17 protein-coding genes are annotated in these 20,001 nt (G+C 74.5%); 12 read left to right on the top strand and 5 right to left on the bottom strand.

Going from position 1 to position 20,001, the window contains the following annotated elements; translation table 11 throughout:
• Window positions 1-3: 3 nt before the first annotated feature.
• The 5 genes from BJF79_RS46130 to BJF79_RS46110 all read right to left on the bottom strand — a co-directional run bounded on the left by BJF79_RS46130 (window position 4) and on the right by BJF79_RS46110 (window position 5,673).
• The gene (locus BJF79_RS46130; protein WP_075906973.1) at window positions 4-1,134 is read right to left on the bottom strand and encodes a hypothetical protein; all 1,131 of its coding nucleotides are present in this window, start codon (window positions 1,132-1,134) and stop codon (window positions 4-6) included.
• A 13-nt stretch (window positions 1,135-1,147) separates the two neighbouring features.
• Window positions 1,148-2,671, bottom strand: coding sequence for an FAD-dependent oxidoreductase (locus tag BJF79_RS46125; protein ID WP_262403571.1), 1,524 nt, complete (start codon window positions 2,669-2,671; stop codon window positions 1,148-1,150).
• A 158-nt stretch (window positions 2,672-2,829) separates the two neighbouring features.
• On the bottom strand, window positions 2,830-3,948 hold the full coding sequence (locus tag BJF79_RS46120) for a phospholipase D-like domain-containing protein (RefSeq protein ID WP_075906972.1): 1,119 nt from the start codon (window positions 3,946-3,948) through the stop codon (window positions 2,830-2,832).
• Between the two features lie 215 nt (window positions 3,949-4,163).
• Window positions 4,164-4,751 carry a GlxA family transcriptional regulator gene (locus BJF79_RS64705; protein ID WP_262403570.1) on the bottom strand — a complete coding sequence of 196 codons (588 nt, stop codon included), beginning with the start codon at window positions 4,749-4,751 and terminating at the stop codon, window positions 4,164-4,166.
• A 574-nt stretch (window positions 4,752-5,325) separates the two neighbouring features.
• Window positions 5,326-5,673 carry a hypothetical protein gene (locus BJF79_RS46110; RefSeq protein WP_075906971.1) on the bottom strand — a complete coding sequence of 116 codons (348 nt, stop codon included), beginning with the start codon at window positions 5,671-5,673 and terminating at the stop codon, window positions 5,326-5,328.
• A 285-nt stretch (window positions 5,674-5,958) separates the two neighbouring features.
• On the opposite strand from BJF79_RS46110, the gene BJF79_RS46105 reads away from it, so the two are divergent.
• The 12 genes from BJF79_RS46105 to BJF79_RS46045 all read left to right on the top strand — a co-directional run.
• Entirely contained in the window at window positions 5,959-6,930 is a 972-nt protein-coding gene (locus tag BJF79_RS46105) for an oxidoreductase (protein ID WP_262403569.1), read from the top strand.
• On the top strand, window positions 6,920-7,771 hold the full coding sequence (locus BJF79_RS46100; protein ID WP_075906970.1) for a sugar phosphate isomerase/epimerase family protein: 852 nt from the start codon (window positions 6,920-6,922) through the stop codon (window positions 7,769-7,771). Before BJF79_RS46105 ends, BJF79_RS46100 begins: the two co-directional genes overlap by 11 nt.
• Before the next feature lie 596 nt (window positions 7,772-8,367).
• On the top strand, window positions 8,368-9,501 hold the full coding sequence (locus tag BJF79_RS46095; protein WP_262403568.1) for a M20/M25/M40 family metallo-hydrolase: 1,134 nt from the start codon (window positions 8,368-8,370) through the stop codon (window positions 9,499-9,501).
• A complete protein-coding gene (locus BJF79_RS46090; RefSeq protein ID WP_075906969.1) occupies window positions 9,498-10,595 on the top strand; it encodes an Ldh family oxidoreductase in 1,098 nt (365 codons plus the stop codon). The genes BJF79_RS46095 and BJF79_RS46090 overlap by 4 nt, the downstream gene beginning before the upstream one ends.
• Complete coding sequence (locus tag BJF79_RS46085; protein WP_075906985.1) at window positions 10,595-11,497, top strand: Gfo/Idh/MocA family protein; 903 nt, start codon at window positions 10,595-10,597, stop codon at window positions 11,495-11,497. The genes BJF79_RS46090 and BJF79_RS46085 overlap by 1 nt, the downstream gene beginning before the upstream one ends.
• Window positions 11,494-11,916: a DUF6917 domain-containing protein gene (locus BJF79_RS46080; protein WP_075906968.1), complete on the top strand. Its 423-nt coding sequence runs from the start codon at window positions 11,494-11,496 to the stop codon at window positions 11,914-11,916. Before BJF79_RS46085 ends, BJF79_RS46080 begins: the two co-directional genes overlap by 4 nt.
• A gap of 252 nt (window positions 11,917-12,168) precedes the next feature.
• Window positions 12,169-12,696 carry an EF-hand domain-containing protein gene (locus BJF79_RS46075; RefSeq protein WP_075906967.1) on the top strand — a complete coding sequence of 176 codons (528 nt, stop codon included), beginning with the start codon at window positions 12,169-12,171 and terminating at the stop codon, window positions 12,694-12,696.
• 137 nt (window positions 12,697-12,833) lie between these two features.
• Window positions 12,834-14,021 (top strand): DegT/DnrJ/EryC1/StrS family aminotransferase, encoded by a 1,188-nt coding sequence (locus BJF79_RS46070; RefSeq protein WP_262403567.1) that lies wholly within the window; start codon window positions 12,834-12,836, stop codon window positions 14,019-14,021.
• Complete coding sequence (locus BJF79_RS46065) at window positions 14,018-15,226, top strand: DegT/DnrJ/EryC1/StrS family aminotransferase (protein WP_083734748.1); 1,209 nt, start codon at window positions 14,018-14,020, stop codon at window positions 15,224-15,226. Before BJF79_RS46070 ends, BJF79_RS46065 begins: the two co-directional genes overlap by 4 nt.
• Complete coding sequence (locus BJF79_RS64700; protein ID WP_262403566.1) at window positions 15,226-16,875, top strand: FAD-dependent oxidoreductase; 1,650 nt, start codon at window positions 15,226-15,228, stop codon at window positions 16,873-16,875. Before BJF79_RS46065 ends, BJF79_RS64700 begins: the two co-directional genes overlap by 1 nt.
• 5 nt (window positions 16,876-16,880) lie before the next feature.
• Window positions 16,881-19,109 (top strand): AMP-binding protein, encoded by a 2,229-nt coding sequence (locus BJF79_RS46050; protein ID WP_262403565.1) that lies wholly within the window; start codon window positions 16,881-16,883, stop codon window positions 19,107-19,109.
• A gap of 97 nt (window positions 19,110-19,206) precedes the next feature.
• A partial coding sequence (locus BJF79_RS46045; RefSeq protein WP_187357152.1) for a CoA transferase occupies window positions 19,207-20,001 on the top strand: 795 nt, incomplete at its 3' end.

Genomic DNA, 20,001 nt, shown 5'->3' with positions numbered 1-20,001 from the left:
GCCCTAGGATCGCACAGGCTCCGCGGTCGCCCGTGCCGCCCGCACGCGCAGCGCGGCCAGGACGAACCCGGCCGCGGCGACCGTGCACAGCGCCGCGTACCACAGGCTCCCGACCGGCGTCCCCTGCTCGGTGAACCCGCCGGTCGAGCCGAAGTACGCGGGCAGCGCGGTCAGCCACAGGACGACCAGGACCCCGAGGTACGCCGCCGGGTAGACCCGCACGAACAGCGGCGACGTCACCTCGGGCACGTCGCCCGCGCGGACCGCGCGGACGGCGTCCGCGAGCAGGTACAGGCCGACGACCCACACCACGCCGAGCTCCGCGGACAGGATCGCCCGCTGGATCCCGAGCCGGTCCTCGCCGCGGAACGCGCCGGACGGCGCGCTCACGACGATCATCGCGAGCGGCGTCGCGGCGCCCGCCACGATCGTCCGCCAGGCGACGCCCGGCCCGGTGAGCGGGCCGCGGCCGGGCCTGTCCCCGGTCAGCCGGACAACCAGGTAGGTCATCGCGCCGAACGACACCGAGGCGAACAGCAGCATGCTGTTCATCGGCACCGACGCCAGCGCGGGCTGGTTGATCATCTCGTTGCCGGGGTTCCACGCCCACCACTTCAGCTGGGGGCCGAGATGGTCGAAGATCTCGTAGAAGACCTGGCAGGCGAACGCGACCGCCACCGAGCCGACCAGCGGGCCGCGCCGGGCGAACACGCCCAGCGCCCGGACCAGCTCGTAGGCGAGCTGCGACAGCGCGGGATAGAACGCCACGATGTAGAGCGGCAGCCGGTCGTACATGAACTGCACGGTGAACACGTTGTGCGAGAAGATGAACCCGACGTGCTCGTCCAGGCCGAACCAGCTCGGGAAGTAGAGCGGCGGCTCGATCACGGCCAGGTAGACGACCGAGGCGAACCACAGCGAGAGGTTGACCGGGTCGCCGTCGCGCCGCCACCGCCGCCACGCGTGGACGAGCGCGAACACCGCGCCGCCGACGATGAGCAGCTCCAGGACGGGCAGCGTGCCGTTCGCGAGGTCGAACGGGTCGCGGACGTCCATGACCGGGGCGGTGTCGTGGCAGGAGAACCCGAGCCCCTCGGCGAGGCGCTCGGCGTCCGGTTCGCAGGTGTGTCCCATGCTCGCTCCCTGGTCAGACGCCGACGCGGTCGTCGCCGCGGCCGGTTCCGGCGGACGGCGCCCCGCCCGTCCCGCGGGTGTAGCCGGTGTAGTCGATGCCGGGCGGGTCCCGCCGTTCGTCGAACCCGCCGGGAACGACCGTCCGGCCGAGGCGCTGCCGCAGCTTGTAGCGGGCGATGCCGAACCAGAACCGCGGGTCGGTCGCCATCTCGCGGAGCGACTTGTCGAGGTTGAACACCTGCGCGAACGTCCCCTCGACGTAGGCGTCCTCGCGGCTCGCGGCGTTGATCGCGTTGAAGATCGGCCAGCTGAACCGGGCGGCGAGCCTGCGCCGCAGCGGCGCGACGACCTCGGTGCCGGTCGCGAAGTCGTACGCCTGGTCGCGGGCCATCGCGAGCATCCACGGCACGTCGAGGGACTTCTTCTGCCGGGCCAGGAACTCGCGGAAGAACGCGAGATCGGCGGTCTCGCGGGCGCGCAGCAGCTCGCCGAGCAGCAGCGCCGACCGGGCCGCCGAGCTCATCCCCTGGGCGTAGAAGGGGTTGAAGGCGCAGATGGAGTCGCCGACGCAGACCAGCCCGACCGGGGGAACCTCCAGCAGGTCGTAGCGGCGCCACTTGTTGCCGGTCGAACGCGTCAGATGCACCTCGGACGTCGGCGTGCACTCGTGCGTCGCCCGTCCGAACGCCGTCGCCCGCACCCGGTCCACCGCCGCCTCGAACGCCTCCGTCCGGCGCGGCATGTCGATGCCCCACGACCCCATGCACACGATCGCGCGGTCGCCCTCGATGGGGAAGAAGTTGCTGAGGAACTCGTGCTCGGCGGGGTGGTCGCCGGTGTCCTGGGTCGGCGTGACGACCAGGTGCTTCCACCACCACGTCTCCGGCCGCCGGTCGGCCGGGGGCAGGTCGTACCAGCGGGAGGTGTAGGTGACCTTGGCGTCCAGGGTCTTCTCCGGCGGCGCGGCCCAGCCGTCCGCGCCGAGCCAGTCGACGACCGAGGAGCCGCGGCCCAGCGCGTCGACGACCAGGTCGGCGGCCAGGTACGCCTCGCCCTCGCCGGTGCGGTAGGCGACGCCCTCGACGCGTCCGCGCGCCGTCCCCGCACCGGACGAGCGGAGCCCGGTGACCGTCACGCCCTCGCGGATCTCGACGGACGGCAGCTCGCGCACCTTGTCGCGCAGGACCCGCTCGATCAGCACCCGGGAGCTGTAGACCATCGTCATCGTCCCGGACTTGCGCGGCGCCCAGCCGTCGTTCTCGCAGTAGGCCGCGTCCATCGACGGCATCAGGTGCATCCCGCCCGCGGCGATCAGCGACTCCTCGAACCCGGGGAAGATCGCGCCGATCGCGCGGCGCCCCGAGTTGAGGAGGAAGTGCGGATGCTTGCTCTGCGGCACGCCCCGGCGATGCTCCGCGTCCGGCGGGAGCAGGTCCCGCTCCAGGACGATCACCTCGTCGAAGTGCCGCGCGAGCACCCCCGCGGCGCACAGCCCCGCCACGCTGCCGCCGAGCACCACGGCCGTCTCTCGTCCCATCCCGCCGCCCTCCATTCATACACTTAATGGCTGAATGTATGATTGAGGGCAGGGCGAGTCAATGGCCGCCCGCAGATTCGGACCGCCGCCGGGATCAGTGAGGGGCGCCCGCCCGCGTGGCTCGCCCCCGCGAAGCCACGCGGACGGGACGGTGGAGGTCAGGCGGGCGCGCAGTCCTCGGTGCCGAGGATCCGGAAGCCCTGCCCCGAGGACTCCGCGTGGGCCTTGACCCGCATGAAGTGGTCCACGAACGCGGCGTAGGTCGTCTCCTGGTTCATGATCCGGACGACGTTCTCGTCGTTGTGCTCCAGCGACGGCGTGTTCAGGTTGGCGGAACCGGTGAACACGACCTTCGCCTTCTCGGAGGTGTTCGGGTAGCCCGCCTCGATCGTCGCGTCCTTGCTGTGCACGTAGTTCGGGGCCTCGTCCTCCTCCTTGTACGACCACAGCCGCACCTCGGCGCCGGCCTCGACCGCGGTGGCCAGGGCCTTGCAGGCGGACGGGTAGATCTTGCGCGCGACGACCTCGACGGTGCAGCCCTCCGCGGCCTTGGCGACGAGCGCGTGGGCCACCGCCGGACGGCTGAGGGACCAGTTCGCGACGCGGATCGTCCCGGGGCAACGCGTCGCGTCCAGAGTGTGGACGAACGTGTCGTTCGCCGCCGCGTCGCCGTCCACCTTCGCGCGCGGGTAGAAGTAGCTCTTCACGTTGCCGGTGATCACCGGTGGGTTCTCGTTGTAGTAGTCCGGCTTCACCTCCATGCGGGCCATGTCCCCGAAGTAGCCCTTGAAGCGCTCGAACAGGCCGGAGTTCTCGACGTGGGTGTACCAGCTGTTCCAGACGGTGCGCCCGGACGTGTCGTTCAGGTTCGCCGAGCCGGTCGAGACGACGTCGTCGGTGCCCATCGTCCTGGAGAACAGGGCGAACTTGTTGTGCATCGCGTTCGTGCCCTGGCACGACGGTTCCGGGAACGGGTTCTCGGCCCCGCCGCAGTGGCGCGCCCACGTCCCGTCGTCGTTGTCGGTGGCGAGCGCCGCCTCGACGGGGATGTACTGCTGGCCGTCCGATGTGGGCGCCCCGCCGTCGACCAGCAACTGGACCTGGACGCCGCGCCGCGCCGCGTCGATCAGCGCGTCCGCGACGGACCGTTCCTCGAACCGGAACGCGGTGAACTTGATCTCCGAGCCGGGCTCGGCCCCCCGGATCAGCTCCAGCAGATGGTTGACGATCTCTGATCCGCCCAGGGAATTGAACGTGGCGGTGTTGGTCAGGGGCACACCGGGAGCGGTCCGCGCGGCGGCGGGCGCGGCGGAACGCGGGCGCGGCCAGGCCGGTACCGGCCAGGAGCACGGCGGCGCCGAGGGTGAGAGCTCGGGAGCGCATGGGCGGGTCGTCCCTTCCGTTTCGGCGGGGTCCGTTCATGCGGGGTGATCCGATTTTGCTGGGACGGCCGTCCCGGCGGGAGCCCGTTTTCGGCCAACGGGCGACGGTTTCAGGACGCCTCGTCCGCCGGACGGTGCGTGAACGTCTCGCGGTAGGCGGTCGGCGGGACGCCGGTGACCCGGCGGAACCGGACGCGCAGCGCGGCGGCGGACGGGAACCCGGAGCGGCGGGCGACCTCGTCGACCGGCAGATCGGTCGTCTCCAGCAGCTGCTGCGCGCGCAGGACGCGCTGGTGGGCCAGCCACTGCGCGGGCGCGGACCCGGTGATCTCGCGGAACCGCCGGTCGTAGTTGCGCCTGCTCATGTGCGCGCGTCCGGCGAGGTCGGACGTCGACAGCGCGGAGTCGAGCCGGCCGAGCGCCCACCCCATCGTCTCGGCGACCGGGTCCTCGGCGTCGAGGTGGGGGATCGGCGACTCGATGTACTGCGCCTGCCCGCCGGCACGGTGCGGCGGCACCACCATGGCGCGGGCCAGCCGGTTGGCGTCCGCGGCGCCCAGCATCGACCGGATCAGGTGCAGCCCCAGGTCCATTCCCGCCGCGCCGCCGCCCCCGGTCAGCACGTCCCCGTCGTCCACGTACAGGACGGACGCGTCGACGCGGACGGCCGGGTGCAGTTCGGCCAGCCGGTCCGCCATCGACCAGTGCGTCGTCGCCGGGCGTCCGTCCAGCAAGGCCCGCGGCGGCGAGGACGAACGTCCCGCTGCACAGCCCGGCGACCCGCGCGCCGCGCGCGTGGGCGGTGCGCAGCGCGTCCAGTACCGGCGCGGGCGGCCGTTCGGCGGTCGGCTGCGGCAGGTTCGGGACGACGATCAGGTCGGCGGTCCGGATCGTCTCCAGGTCGTGGGGCACGGGACAGGTCAGCCCGCCGCCGACGATGGCGGTGCCGGGTTCGCCCGCGACGATCCGCAGGTCGACGTCGGGCAGGGCGCCGTAGTGCGCGGCGATGTCGAACACGCCGCAGGCGAAGGACATGCTGCCGAGGAGCGCGCCGTCGAACACGACCACGGCCAGCCGCCGCGACGGGGCCTCCTCGCGGACCCGGTCGTCCGGATAGAACGCGCCGGTAAGAAGGTCGATGCCCGTACCCATCGCCTCCCGCCCGCCTCGGAGCCGTCCCGTCTTGTGGATATCACAACGCGGACGGCCCCGGCACACGCCCGGGGACGGCCCCGTCCCGGTGGGGACGGGGCGCGTGCGTGCCGTTCGGGGTCAGCCGACCCGGAAACCGCCGGTCGGGGACACGTGCGCCCCGTGACCTGGGGGAATGAAATTGAACGGCGGCGGGGCGGGCGTCAGGCAAAAGGGGTCGGCGAAGAAGAGCAGTCGCCCGGTGCTCTGATTTGCGACGACGTGCGCGCCCGCCGGAAACGCCTGGCAGGCGGACGACGGCGGGTATTCCCGCAGTTCGGTGCCCGCCAACGAAACCTCGGCGCCCTCGGTGACGAAGACGACGATCTTGCCTTCGGGTTGTGCGGGGGCGGCGCTCGCGGGGGAGGCGGCGGTGAGCAGACCGGCCGTCAGGGCGGTGACGGCGGCGATCCGTGCGGGTGCGGGCATGAAGCTCCTTTGTCGTGATCGGAGGGAACGGCGATGGTGATGCCCACGCCGCCCCGGATTCATGGCACCCGGCAATCGACTTGTCACTTCGGGTAACAATCGCTGCTCACCGGACGACCGGCGATCGATCGAAGGGTTTGACAACCGGTCGTTGACTGTTCACTGTCCGTGAATTAGCTTGAGGCCCGGGTGCCGGAACGCACGTTCCCGCACCGCCCTTCAGGCGACCCCCGAACGCACCGGAAAGGGCACTGACCTGCAATGTTGCACACCCTCATCGTTGGAATGGGCAGGGCGGGCCACCGGCTGCACCTGCCGTCGCTCGCCAAGGTTCGCGATGTTGCTCCCGGGTTGCTGGCACCCGTCCCGATCGTGGCCTTCGACCCGTTCCGTCCGCCCGTGGCCGATGCGGCGACCGTCGACTCGCTGGAGGACGCCGCGCGCCGCTGCCCGCCGGACCGGACGGTCGTGCACCTGTGCACGCCCCCGCACGTCCGGGCGGCGATGCTCGACCGGCTCGCCGGACTCGGCTACCGCAAGATCATCGTGGAGAAGCCCCTCGCCGTGGACCTCGTCGGACTGGCGGCGATCGCCCGGATCCGGCGCCGCTGGGGCCTCGACATCACCGTCGCCACCCACTGGCTCGACAGCGCCCTCACCCGCCGCCTCCGGACGGCCGTGGCCGGCCGCCGCTTCGGGGAACTGCGCGGCATCCGCGTCGTGCAGAACAAACCGCGCTTCACCCGCGCGCCCGCACCCACCCGACCGCGTTCGACGTCGAGGTGCCGCACGCCCTCGCCGTCGCCCTCGACCTCGCCGGGACTGCTCCGCGTCGTCGACGCGTCCTGGGACGACCTCGTCATCGGCGACCACCGGGCGCCGAGACTTGGCCGCGCGCGCCTCCGGCTGGCGCACCGCACGGGCGTCCGCACCGAGATCGACTCCGACCTCACCTCGCCCGTCCGCGAACGCCGCATCACCCTCGACTTCGACGACGGCGTCCTCATCGGCCACTACCCGTGCAGCGACGCCGACCACACGGCCCAGCTCCGCACGGTCCGGCCCGGCGGCGAGGCGACCTGGACCGCGTTCGACGACGACGCGTTCCCGGCCTTCCTCGGCAGAACGTACGAGCGCTACGCGACGACCGCGCCCGCCCCGCACGGCACGCTCCCCCTGCAGGTCGACGCCGTCCGGCTCCTCACGGAAGCCAAACGCCTCTGCGCCGGAGTGCCGGAGGTGCGCGGTGTCGGCTGACGTCCGGTTCGCCGGGATCGGCGACGAGGCCGCACCCGACCTCGCGGGCCAGCTCGCCGCCGTCGCCGAACTCGGCTGGAACCGCCTCGAACTGCGCACCATCGACCGCACCCCCATCGCCCGGATGCCCGCGGACGACTTCCGCCGCGCCGCCGAACACCTGCGGGCCGCCGGAACGTCCGTGGTCGGCGTCGCGTCGAAGATCGGCGACTGGTCCCGTCCGGTGACCGGCGACTTCACCCTCGACACCCGCGAACTGGAAACCCTCGCGCGCCGCTGCGCCGTCCTGGACACCCGGCTCGTGCGGATCATGTCGTACCCGTCCGGCGGACTGGACGAGCCCGAATGGGGCCGCCGCGCCCGCGCGCGCCTCCGCGAACTCGCGGGCCGCGCCGCCGACCGCGGGCTCGTCCTCGTCCACGAGAACTGCGCGGGCTGGGCGGGCGACCGCGCCGACCGGATGCTCGACCTCGTCACCGGCATCGACAGCCCGTCCCTGCGGCTCCTGTTCGACACCGGCAACGGCGTCCCGCACGGCTACCCCGCGCCGCCGATGCTGCGCGCGATCGTCCCGTACGTGGCGCACGTCCACGTGAAGGACGCGACGCGCGCGGGCGGGGACACCGTCTACGTGCCGCCCGGCGAGGGCGACGCCGACGTCGGCGAGTGCCTCCGCCTCCTGTTCGACCACGGCTACGACGGCGTCCTCTCCCTCGAACCCCACGTCGCCCTGCGCCCGCACGCCGAAGCGGGACACGGCGAGCCCACGACCTTCGCCGAGTGCGCCCACGCCCTCGAACGCCTCGTCACGGACATCGCACCGAAGGCCCCCGCCCGATGACCCCGCCCGCCGAGCCCCGAGCGACCCCCGACTCGACCGGCCCCGAGGACACGACCCCCGGTCACCCGGCCGCCGGGGCCGCACCCGCCGACGGCCCGCCCGCCGGTTGCCTAGAGGCCAGTTGCCCCGGGGGTGGCGGTTGCCTGGGTGCCGCTCGCACGGGCACCGTTTGCGCAGGCTCTGGTTGCCCTGGTTCCGATGGCACGGGCACTGGTCGTCCGGCTGCCGCTCGTCGTCCGGGCACCGGTTGCGGTGAAGCCGGTCGCCCGGCGGGCGAGGGCTCGGTCGGCGGTGGTCCGGCGGGCTCCGGGACGGAGTGCCCGTGCGCCGCGTGCGGTGCCACCGGCGACGGGGCCGAGACGCCCGAGGGGGATGCGGCCATCGAGGGCTTCGCGACGACCGGCCTCGTCGGTCCTTGGGCCACCGCCGGGGATGGGACCGGCGGTGCGGCGGGGCTTACCGGGGACGATCGTGAGCTGCTCGTCCGGCTGCTCCGCCTGCCGACCGCGGGGCCCCTCGAAGGCGGGGACGGCGACCGGACGAATCGGCTCTGCGAGGCGCAGCTCGCGTACGCGGAGCACGCGGCGGCGTTCGGCATGCGCGTGGTGCGGCACGCGCCGGCGGTGCGGGCGGACGTGGAGCGGGGGCCGGTGCCCGCGGTCGTCCGGGCGGCGCTGGACCGGCCCGAGTTCCTCGCGGACCAGCCGAACCTCGTGCTCCGGCTCGGGCCGGACGGGGTGCCGGGCGCTCGCACGGTGATGTTCAACGTCCACCTCGACACCGTCGCGGGGGAGCAACCGGTGTCGTTCGACGGCGCGCGGTTCCACGGGCGGGGTGCGATCGACGCGAAGGGGCCCGCGGTGGCGCTGCTCGCCGGGATCCGTTCGGCTCGTGCGAGGAGACCGGCGATCGGGCGGGACGTGGGCGTGCTGGTGCAGGCGGTCGCGGGCGAGGAGGGCGGGGCGATGGGCGTGTTCGGCACTCGTCCGCTGGTGCAGGCGGGGTACACCGGACGGCTCAACGTGTTCTGCGAGCCGACCGGCGGACGGTTCCTCGCCCGGTGCACGGCGTCGATGACGGCGCGGGTGGTGGTCGAGGGGACGGACGCGATCGACGATCGTCCGGGCGAGGGGCACAACGCGAGCGTCCTGCTGGGGTTCCTGGCGCAGTGGCTCGGGCACGCGCTGGACCCGTACGCGGCGCGCGCGGCGGTGTGCGTCGCGGGACTGCGCACGGGGGCGCGGCACAACAAGGTGTACGGGTCGGGTGCGCTGTCGCTGAACCTCGCGTACTCGTCCATGGACGCGGGCCGCCGGATGGAGCGGGAGGTGGAGGCGGCGCTGCACGGGGGGCTGGACGCGTTCGCGGCGCGGTTCGCCGACACGATGCTGTTCGCCCGCACCGCCGCCGACGCGCACGCGATCACCCGGCTGGAGTGGCTGAAGCGGGGCCTGCCGGTGCTGGACGACCGGCACGCGTGGGGGCACGCGCTGCTGCAGCGCGCGGGGATTCCGTCGTGGCCCCCCGATGAGCCCGCGTTCACCTGCGACGCGATCTGGATGTCGCAGATCCCGGGGACGTGCACGGTCGTCCTCGGGCCCGGCGATCTCGCCGCGAACAACGCGCACGCCGACGGGGAGTTCGCCGACGCGGCGGACCTCGCGGCGTTCGCCGATGCCGTGTCCCGTCTGCTCATCGCTTTCACCGACGACTCGAACGGAGCGCCGTGACCTTACTTGCCGCCGATCCCCCCGAGCAGGCCGCGGACGGTGTCCGCGTGCACTACGCCGAGCTGATCGACTTCACGACCGCCGTGTTCGCCGCGCACGGTGTGCCGCGCGCCCGCGCGCACGCGGCGGCGCGCGCGCTTTGCCACGGCGATCTGACCGGTATGGAGTCCCACGGTCTCGCGAATCTCACCCGCCTGTACCTGCCGTTGTTCGCGGAGGGACGGGTGGAGCCGCGCGCCGATCCGCGGGTGCTGGCCGATCGGGGCGCCGCGGTGCTCCTGGACGCGGGCCGGGCGCTCGGCCTGTGGTCGGCGGGGGCCGCGATGGACCTCGCGGCCGATCGGGCCGAGTCGTACGGGATCGGGATGGTGTCGGTGCGGGGCGCGACGCACTTCGGGTGCGCGGGGCATCACGCGCTGCGGGCCGTGGAGCGGGGGATGATCGGGCTGGTCGCGGCGAACTGCGGCGGGCAGCGGATCGCGCGGCCGCCCGGCGGGGCGGTGCCGATGCTGGGCACGAACCCGCTGAGCGTCGCGGCGCCCGCGGGGCCGCACCCGCCGTTCGTCCTGGACATGAGCACGACGGCCGCGCCGACGGGGCGCGTCCGGCGGGCCGCCCGGGAGGGCCGGACGGTCCCGGCGGGGCTGCTCGCGGACGACGCGGGCCGCGCCGTCACCGATCCCGCCGAGTTCGACGCGGGACGGGCGCACCTGCTGTGGCTCGGCGGTGCGGCGGGGCAGTACAAGGGGTTCGGGCTGGGTCTGGCGGTGGAGGTGCTGGCCGCGCTGGTGGCGGGGGCGGGCCTGGGCCCGCTCGGCGAGACCGGACGCGACGACGACATCGGCTTCGTGACCGTCGCGATCGCGCCGGACACGCTCCACGACCGGACACCGGCGGACGCCGCCGCGCTGTTCGGCGCGCTGCTGGACTGCCCGCCCGCCGAGCCGGGCGAGCCCGTCCGGTATCCGGGGTGGCACGAGCACGAGCGGGCGCGGGAGCGGATGCGCGACGGCGTCCCCCTGGGCCGCGATCTGTACGGGGAGTTGTACGAGGTCGCGGTGCGCACGGGCGTCGCCGTCCCGGAGCAGCGGTGATGGCGCCGCTGCGGGTCGCGGTCGTGGGGCTCGGGGTGATCTCCCGGTTCTACCTCGCGGCGCTGCGCGACTCGCCGGACGTGCGGCTGGCCGCGGTGTGCGACGGCGACCCGGCGAAGGCGTTCGCGCACGGGATGCCGGGTTACACCGACCATGTGCGGCTGCTGGAGGAGGAACGGCCGGACGCCGTGGTGGTGACGGTGCCGAACGACGTGCATCACCGGATCTGCGTGGACGCGCTGGAGCGGGACGTCGCGGTCTGCGTGGAGAAGCCGCTGGCGTTGACGGCGGCGGAGGGGGCCGAGCTGGAGCGGCTCGCCGAACGCCGGGACGTCCCGATGTTCACCGCGTTCCACCGCCGCCACAACGCGGCGGTCGAGCGGCTCGCGCGCGAGTGCGCGGAGGCGGGCGCGGCCGTCGCGGAGGTGACGGTCCGGTACCTGGAGCGCATCGAGGAGCATGCGGGCGACGACGGCTGGTACCTGGACGCGGCGCGCTGCGGCGGCGGGTGCGTCGCCGACAACGGGCCGAACGCGTTCGACCTGGTCCGGCTGCTGCTGGGGCCGGCGGAGACGGTGTCGGCGCGGATCGAGCGGGACGCGGCGGGCACCGACCGGCGGGCCGACATCGGGCTGCGGGCGGGGCCGGCGCGGGCGCGGGTGCTGCTCGACTGGTCGTATCCGGGCGAGTGCAAGGACGTAGAGGTCCGGCTGGTGGACGGGCGGACGCTGCGGGCCGACATGCTCGACGGGCACACGGGGTTCAAGGAATCGCTGTGGCACGAGTACGTCGGGGTGGTGCGGGCGTTCGCGCGGTGCGTGCGGGGACGGTTCGAGTACGACGGCGGTCTCGCCGCGCTGCGGTTCGTCGAGCACGCGTACCGGCTGGAGCACACCGGATGAACCCTGACGAGGACGGGGCGAAACGGGCGGTGCGGGCGACGCTGGTGAAGGTGCTGACGCATTCGCGGACGGATCGCGGGATGCGCCTCGAACCGTTCGCGAGCCGCTGCGTGCGGGCGGGCGAGGTGCACGAGCTGGTGGCGACCGACCACACCGAGACCGCCGCGGGGGCACGGATCGACCGGGTCGCGTTCCTCGGGTTCGCGGAGATCGGCGCGGCGGGCGTCCTGGACCGCGGGGACGAGCTGTGGATCGGCGACCGCCGGATCGGGGTGCTCCTCGGCTTCGACGGCTGCCACCTGCCGAACCACTACAACGTGCTCGTCCGGGCCGACCAGGGGCCGCCGCGCAGCGGGGGCGGGCTGGGGCTGGCGCCGGAGGAACGGCTCGTGTTCCGGCAGGGCCGCCCGCCGCGCTGAACACCGGCCGACGTATCGGTAAATGACCGAATTCTGTAACTGCTTCGGCCGCCGCATGCCCAAATTGAAAAGTGGTCCGGGGGAGGTGTGAATTCATCACGGAGATATGTGGTCCTTACCTTCGCAGCATGGTTTTCGCCGACGGAAATAGGCAATCTCAGTGGTGTGAGACCGGGTGCAGGATTCGCCCCCTCGCAGAATCCCGATTCGACTGTTCGCATCCCGTGCGGAGGATGCGGAAAGGAAGGTCCAATGGTCATGGCCACCAAGCAGGAGAACCGCCTGGAAGAGCGGTTCCGGCTGTGGGACAGCAACGGCAACGGCACCATCGAGCGGGCCGACTTCGAGCGCGAGGCCGACGACATCATCGCCCGGCTGGGCGCGCAGGGCACCCCGGAGGCGGACGGGCTCAAGGACGCCTACCTCGGCATGTTCGACGCGCTCGCGGGCGCGGCCGGGACCGACAAGATGAGCCGGCAGCAGTTCCTGCAGGTCGCCGAGCAGGAGATCATCGGCAAGGGCGACGCGGGGTTCGCCGCCGTGGTCAAGCCGACCATCCAGGGGATCGTCACGGTCCTCGACAAGAGCGGCGACGGCGAGATCACCCCGGCGGAGATGCACGGCTGGTTCGCCGCGATCGGGCTGAGCCCCGAGGTGGCCGACAGCGCGTTCCGCCAGCTCGACACCGACGGCAGCGGGAAGCTGTCGGTGGACGAGTTGGTGAACGCGGTGCGCGACTACCACCTCGGCCGCAACGACATCCCGCTGCTCGGCCGCTGACCCCCGGCCGCTGAGCGCCCGGTCGCCGGCCGGGCGTCCCGGAAATGACGGGCCGTCCGGGAGAACGCCGCACCTAAATGGGCTGCCGGTGTTCTCCCGGACGGTTCCGCCGCCGCCTCTCGAACGTGCGGGGAAACGTGCAGACGACGACGAGCTCGACCGGGCAATCCATTCCGTTCTTCACCCAGGCGGCGACGTTCGGCGCCGAATGGGGCGGCATTCGAAGACATCTGATCGACGTCCTCGACAACGGCAAGTTCTCGCACGGCGCGAAGGTCGCCGAACTCGAACGCGCCCTCGAACAATGGACCGGCGCGCGGCATGTCGTGGCGGTGAACTCGGGGACGGACGCGCTCGTCCTGCTGCTGCGCGCCGTCGGGCTGCGGCCGGGCGACGAGGTGATCGTCCCCGCGTACTCGTTCATCGCGACGGCGTCGTCGGTCGCGCTCGCCGGGGGCGTCCCGGTGTTCGCCGACATCGAGGCGGGCGGGCACGGCATCGATCCGGCGGCGGCGGACGCCGCGGTCACCGCCCGCACCCGGATGATCATGCCGGTGCATCTCTTCGACCGGACCGCCGACCTGCGCGGCGTCGCCGGGGTCGCGCGGCGGCACGGCCTCACGCTCGTCGAGGACAGCGCCGAGGCCATCGGCATGCGGGCCGACGGCGCGCACGCCGGGCTGCACGGCGCGGGCGGCGTCCTGTCGTTCTTCCCCGCCAAGACCCTCGGCGCGATCGGCGACGGCGGCGCGGTGCTGACCGACGACGGCGCGGTCGCCGAGGCCGTCCGGATGCTGTGCCACCACGGGCGCGGCGGGCGCACCCTCGACGACTTTCCCGCCATCTCCAACCCGACCGTCCTGCCGGGCCGCAACAGCAAGATGGACGACGTGCAGGCGGCCGTCCTGCTCGGCAAGCTCGCCCGGCTCGACGCCGACATCGCGCGGCGGGCCGAACTCGCCGCCCGCTACGACGCGCGGCTCCGCGACGTGCCCGGGGTGCGCCGGGTGCCCGGGGACGTCCCGCCGCACCCCGGCACCGGACGCGTCGTCTACGTCTACCTCGTCGAGGCCGACGAACGCGACGCGCTCGCCGCGCACCTCGCCGCCCGGGGCGTCGGCACCGAGGTCTACTACCCGCGGCCGCTGCACCTGCAGCCGTGCTTCGCGCACCTCGGGCACCGGACGGGCGACTTCCCCCGCGCGGAGGCCGCGTGCGCCGCCGCCCTCGCGCTCCCGCTCTATCCCGACCTGCCGGACGCGCACGCCGACCGCGTCTGCGACGAGATCGAAGCCTTCTACGCCGGAAGGAGAACGCCCCGTTGACCGCCCCACCGATCGCCGCCGACGCCGCCGCCACGACCATCCCGTTCTTCCCGCCCGACCTGTTCGACGGCGACCGCGAAGCCCTGCTGGACGCCGTCCGCGCCATCGGCACCGGGACGGCGCAGAAGTTCATCCTCGGCGAGCACACCGCGGCCCTCGAACGCGCGCTCCGCTCCCGTCTGACGGCCGCGACCGCCGGGGCGGCCGGGGACGTCGTCGCGTGTTCCAGCGGGACGTCCGCGCTGTCGCTGCTCCTCGCGGCGATGGACATCGGGCCGGGCGACGAGGTCGTGGTGCCCGCGTTCGGGTGCGCGCCGCTCGCCGCGACCGTCTTGGACGCCGGCGCCCGTCCCGTGTTCGCCGACATCGACCCGCTGCGGCTCACGATCGACCCGGCGGCCGCCGAGGCGCTGATCGGGCCGCGCACGCGGGCGCTCCTGCCCGCGCACATGTTCTCCGTGATGGCGGACATGCCCGCGTTCCGCGACCTCGCCGACCGGTACGGCCTGCGGCTGATCGAGGACTCGGCGCTCGCGCAGGGCGGCACGCTGCGCGGGCGTCCGGCGGGCTGCTGGGGCGACGCGGGCGTGTACTCGTTCGTCCAGGTCAAGACGTTCGGGATGCCGGGGGAGGGCGGCGTCGCCATCACCCGCGACGCCGAACTGGGCGAGGCCGTCCGGATGCTGCGCAACCACGGGCAGGACGGCGCCCACCGGTTCGTCCACCACCGCGTCGGCCACAACAGCCGGTTCGACGAGGTCATGGCCCTCTTCCAGCTCCACCGGCTGCCCGGACTGGACGGGCGGCTGGCGCGCCGCGCCGAGATCTCCGCGTACTACTCGCGCCGGTTCGCGCCGCTCGCCGACCGCGGCCTGGTCGCGCCGCCGGTCGGCGGCGACGGCCGCTTCCACTACGTGTACACGGTCCTGACGGACCGGCGGGACGAGCTGCGCGACCACCTGGCCGCGCGCGGGATCGCCTCGCACGTCTACTACCCGCGCCCGCTGCCCGCCCAGCCCGCGTTCGCCCCGCACGCCGCGGCCGGGCCCGGGGCGGGGTGGCCGAACGCCGCCTCCGCCGCCCGCCGCAACCTCTCGCTGCCGCTCTACCCCCACCTGACCGACGCCCAGGCCGAGCACATCGCGGACGCCGTCCACGCGTTCGCCGACACCTATATCTGCACCGACACGAACCGGGAGCGGTGATGACGCACCAGACGGCCCTCGCCCGGACGGACGCGCCCGTCCCGGGCGGCGTGCGCGGCGGCCTCGCCGCCTACGCGCGGCTGGCCAAACTCGACATCTACGACTACTACCTCGGCCTCCCGCTCGTCTGGGCGCTGCTCGTCCCGGCCGTCCGCTGGGACGCCGCGACGTTCGGGCTGCTCGGCCTCGTGCTGCTCGCGGAGGTCGTCGTCGTGGCCGCCATGGTCGGCTTCGACGACATCACCGGGTTCCGCGACGGGAGCGACGCCGCGAACTACGGGTCCGACGCGGCCCGCCGCCGGCTGCACCGCAAGCCGCTCGTCGCGGGCACCCTCACCGAGCCGCAGGCGCTGCGGTTCGCGTGGGCGGCGACGGCGATCGGGACGGCGCTGTGGGCGGCCGCCGTGGTCGCGGCGCCGCACCGTCCGGTGTGGGCGGCGGTCCTCGCGGCGGTGTGCGCCGCCGCGTCGGTGCAGTACTCGTGGGGGCTGAAGATCAGCTACCGCGGGTTCCAGGAGCTCTTCCTGATCGGGCTCGGGATCGGCTGGACGCTCGTCCCGTACGCGCTGCTGACCGGTGCGGCGCCCGCGTTCGTGCTCGTCCAGGCGGTGGTGTTCGGGGCGGGGCCGATGCTGTTCGGCCTGTACTCCAACACCAACGACGCCGACGGCGACCGCGCCGCCGGGCGGATCACCGTCGCGACGCTGGTGTCGGCCCGGACGCACCGCGCGTTCGTCGCCGCGGCGACCGGCGCGCTGGTGCTGCTGATCGCCGGGTCGGTCGGCGGGGGCCGCGCCGTGGTGGTTCCCGGCGGTGCTGCTCCCGGTCGTGGCGATGCGGCTGGCGCACCTCGTGATCGGGTTCCGGGGCGACATCCTGCGGGCCCGCCGGATCGCCATCCACGCCCACCGCGGCACCGTCGCGCTGCTGATCGCCGCGAACCTGGTCGCGTCCGGGACCGTGTCGTGACCGACGTGGACGTCGACGTCGCCGTCGTCGGTGCGGGACCCGCCGGGCTGGCCGCCGCGCACGCGCTCGCCGCGACGGGCCGGACGGTCCGGGTGCTGGAGGCCGCGGACGCCGTCGGCGGGCGGATGCGGACGGTCCGCGAGCACGGCTGCCTGATCGACATCGGCGCCGAGATGTTCCCGGACCGGCCCGCGTACCCGGCGACGTGGCGGCTGATCTCCGCGCTCGGCCTCGACGCCGACCCCGCCGCCGTCCCGCGCGTGCCGGACGCGCTCGCCGTGTGGCGCGGCGGCCGCACCCGCCCGCACGTCGGGCGTCCCCTTGGGCTGCTCACCGGGGCGGGCCTGCCGGTCCGCGCCCGCCTCGACCTGGTGCGGCTCCAGGCGCGGCTCGCCCGGTTCGGCGACCTCGACCCGCAGCGCCCCGAACACACCTCGCTCGGCGCGGCGACGGTCGCCGAACTCGTCCGCCCGTACCATCGCGACCTGCGCGGATACCTCGTCGAGCCGCTCGTCGCCGGGTTCTTCGGCTGGGACCCCGGACGGTCCGCCGCCGCCCCGTTCGCCGCGCACCTGGCGACGTCCGGCGGGACGGGCGGCTGGCGCACCTACCGCGACGGGATGGACACGCTGGCGCGCGCCCTCGCCGACCGGCTCGACGTCGTCCTCGGCTCCCCGTGACGCGGGTGACGAACGGGCCCGGGCCCGTCCGGCTGGAGTCGCCGCGCGAGACCGTGACGGCGCGGGCCGCGGTGCTCGCCGTCCCCGCGCCCGTCGCGGCCCGGCTGTACCCGGACGCGCCGCCCGCCGACCGCGAGTTCCTGCGGGCGAGCGGGTACGCGCCGATGCTGCGCGTCAGCCTCGTCCTGGACCGTCCGCTGGCGCCGCGCGGCGCCCGGCCCCGGTTCGCGACGCTCGTCCCGTCCGCCGAGGACCCCCTGCTCGGCGTCATCACCGCCGACCACCACAAGCATCCCGGCCGGGCGCCCGGCGGGCGCGGGCTGCTGTCGCTGATCACGATCAGCCGCGCCGGCACCGCCGAACTCGTCGGCGCGCCCGACGATGCGGTGACGAACCGGCTGCTCGCCCGCGCCGAACGGTTCGTCCCCGGCCTTTCCCGGCATGTCGAGCATGTCCGGGTGTCCCGGTTCCGGTACGGGCTGCCGGAGGCGGCGCCGCGCGCGCTGCGGCTGCGCGCCGCGTTCGCGCGCCGTCCCGTCGCGGCCGTCGAGTACGCGGGCGACTGGACGGTGCTGCGCCCGTGCAGCGAGGGCGCCGTCGCGTCCGGCGGGACGGCCGCCGCGCGCGTCGTCGCCCACCTGACCGGCGACCGCGGTCCTCGCCGACGGGCTCGGCGACGGTCTCGGCGACGGGCTCGGCGACGCCTTATCCCCCCATCCACGACAGGAGGCGAGCCGATGATCCCGTTCGGCAAGCGCATCGAGCTGGGCACGCTGTTCGACGACCTCGCCGACCGCGGCGGCTCGACGGTCGTGCACCTCGGCCGTCCGCTCGACATCGCGCCCGCGCTCGGCACCGCCCTCGACCCGCCCGCGCTCGCCCGGCTCGTGCGGGCCGCGTCCGGCTGGCTGGCCGCCGCCGGGGCCGGGCACGGCGACCGGGTCGCGATCGCGAAACGCGACCACTGGGACACGGTCCTGCTCGCCTGCGCCGCCGCCCGCATCGGCGCCGTCCCCGCACTCCTGTCCGCCCACCTCGACGCCGACACGCTCGACACCCTCCTCGAACGCCTCGGCCCGGCGCTGCTCGTCACCGACTCGGCGCGGCTCGCCGCGAGCTGGTCGGCGGGCGGCGCGCCCGAGTCCCGCGCCGCCCGCACGCTCCTCCTCGACGGCGACTCCGCGACCGCCCTCACGCTCGACGACGTGCGCGGCGCGCCCGTCCCCGCCCCCCACCGGCCGCCCGTCGACCACCCGCTGGCGATCATGCACACGTCCGGCACCACCGGGGTGCCCAAGCTCGTCACGCACACCACCCGGACCCTGCTGCGCCGCCTCGCCGGGTTCGAGGCGCGCCGCTGGCCGCTGCTGTCCGCCCGCCCCGACGACGTGCTCGCCGGATCGTTCTCGTTCGTGCACGGCCGCGCGCTCGCCTGGACGGCCGTCGCGCTGACCCACGGCCCCCGCGAACTCCTCGCCCTCCCCTCGTCCGACTGGGCCGAGGCCGGTCCGCTGCTCGACCGGCACCGGCCCACCGTCGTCGAGGCCCAGCCCGCCACGTTCGTCCGGTGGCGGTCCCGGGCGCGCGGCGACGACCACCCCTTCGACCGGGTGCGGCTGTTCGTCAGCACGTTCGACGCCGTGCACCCGCCGACCGTCCGCACCTTCCTCGGCGCCACGCGGCACGCCCGTCCCGTCTGGCTGCAAGGCTGGGGGCAGAGCGAGACCGGCCCGCTGACCTTCCGGTTCCTCACCCGCCGCGCCCTCGCCGCCGAACACCAGCGGCATCCGACCACCCGCGACCTCGGCCGTCCCGTCCCCGGCCGCACCCGGCTGCGCGTCCTCGACCGCGACACGCTGCGGCCCGTGCCGCGCGGCACCCCCGGGCTCGTCGTCTGCGCCACCCGCGCGCTCGCGGACGGGTACGTGGGGGAGCGGGCGCGGTTCGAGGGCAAACGCGCGGGCCGCTGGTTCATGACCGGCGACATCGGCGTCCGCACCCGCGACGGGCGGCTCCTCCTCCTCGACCGGGAGGCCGACGCCGTCCCCGAAGGCAGCGGCACCGAACTCGAAGACGTCATCGAGGACCGGCTGCCGACGTCGTCGAATGCGTCGTGCTCAGCGTCCCCGGCGGGCCGTCCCTGCCCGTCGTCGTCGCCGACGCGCCCCTCGACCCCGTCCGCTGGCGCGAAGCGACCGCCGACCTGCCCGAACTCGCCGAACCGGCCGTCCTGAAGTGGGACGACGTGCCGCGCACCGGCACCGGCAAGGTGCGCCGCGCGGTCCTGCGCGAACGGCTCGGCCTCGCCCCCGAGACCTACGGGACGGGCCGATGGACGTGACACGACCGCTGGCCGGGACGACCGTCCGCGCCTCCGGCGGCTCCCTCGCGCTGCGCGTCGCGTCCGCCCGGCTCCGCGCGCTCGGCTGCACGATCGAGGACGGCGGCGCGGCCCCGCCGGATGCGCCGGCCGGACGGCTCGCCGCCGTCCGCCTCCCGTTTCCCGGGGTGCTGCCCGAGTGCGCGATCGGCTGGTCCGGGCCCGTGCGGGTGCCGATGGACGGCGAACACGACGTGCAGGCCGCCTGCGGCATCATGCAGGTCCACGGACGGGCGCGCGGCGGCCCCCGCGTCCTGCCGATCGACTACGCGTCCGTGTGCGCCGGGGTCCTCGCCGCGCAGGCGTTCACCGCCGGCGCCCTCGCCGCCCTGCACGGCCGCACGGACGTCGCCGCCACCACGTCCGTCGCGCAGGCCGCGGCCCTCGCGCTCACGCAGTACGTCGCCGTCGCGACCGCCGAACCGGGCGCGGACCGTCCGTCCTCCCCGGGGCCCGCGCGGACGCCGCCGTTCCGCTCGTCCGACGGGGTCCGGTTCGAACTCGAAACCTTCGACGCCGAACGCTGGCTGTGGTTCTGGTCCGCGCTCGGCACCCCGCGCGCGCCGATCGTCCGCGGGTGGCCGCCGTTCCAGCAGCGGTTCGCCACCGCGAGGTGCGACCTGCCGCCGGAACTGGGCGCGACGGCGACCCGGCACGCGTACCGGACCGTCCGCGACGCCGCCGAGGCCGCGGGCGTGAGCGTCGTGCCGATCCGCGCCGCCGCGCCCGGCGCCCGCCGCCCCGTG

The sequence above is a fragment of the Actinomadura sp. CNU-125 genome (assembly GCF_001942465.1).
GTDB lineage: Bacteria > Actinomycetota > Actinomycetes > Streptosporangiales > Streptosporangiaceae > Spirillospora.
Note: the sequence above shows the minus strand (reverse complement) of the source record. Positions and strands in the feature narration are given on the sequence as shown.

Excerpts from the sequence above, each read along its gene's own strand:
- BJF79_RS46130 (WP_075906973.1), bottom strand. The coding sequence starts at position 1,134 with ATGGGACACACCTGCGAACCGGACGCCGAGCGCCTCGCCGAGGGGCTC.
- BJF79_RS46125 (WP_262403571.1), bottom strand. The coding sequence starts at position 2,671 with ATGGGACGAGAGACGGCCGTGGTGCTCGGCGGCAGCGTGGCGGGGCTG.
- BJF79_RS64705 (WP_262403570.1), bottom strand. The coding sequence starts at position 4,751 with ATGGCGGACCGGCTGGCCGAACTGCACCCGGCCGTCCGCGTCGACGCG.
- BJF79_RS46110 (WP_075906971.1), bottom strand. The coding sequence starts at position 5,673 with ATGCCCGCACCCGCACGGATCGCCGCCGTCACCGCCCTGACGGCCGGT.
- BJF79_RS46105 (WP_262403569.1), top strand. The coding sequence starts at position 5,959 with ATGGGCAGGGCGGGCCACCGGCTGCACCTGCCGTCGCTCGCCAAGGTT.
- BJF79_RS46095 (WP_262403568.1), top strand. The coding sequence starts at position 8,368 with ATGCGCGTGGTGCGGCACGCGCCGGCGGTGCGGGCGGACGTGGAGCGG.
- BJF79_RS46085 (WP_075906985.1), top strand. The coding sequence starts at position 10,595 with ATGGCGCCGCTGCGGGTCGCGGTCGTGGGGCTCGGGGTGATCTCCCGG.
- BJF79_RS46080 (WP_075906968.1), top strand. The coding sequence starts at position 11,494 with ATGAACCCTGACGAGGACGGGGCGAAACGGGCGGTGCGGGCGACGCTG.
- BJF79_RS46075 (WP_075906967.1), top strand. The coding sequence starts at position 12,169 with ATGGTCATGGCCACCAAGCAGGAGAACCGCCTGGAAGAGCGGTTCCGG.
- BJF79_RS64700 (WP_262403566.1), top strand. The coding sequence starts at position 15,226 with ATGACGCACCAGACGGCCCTCGCCCGGACGGACGCGCCCGTCCCGGGC.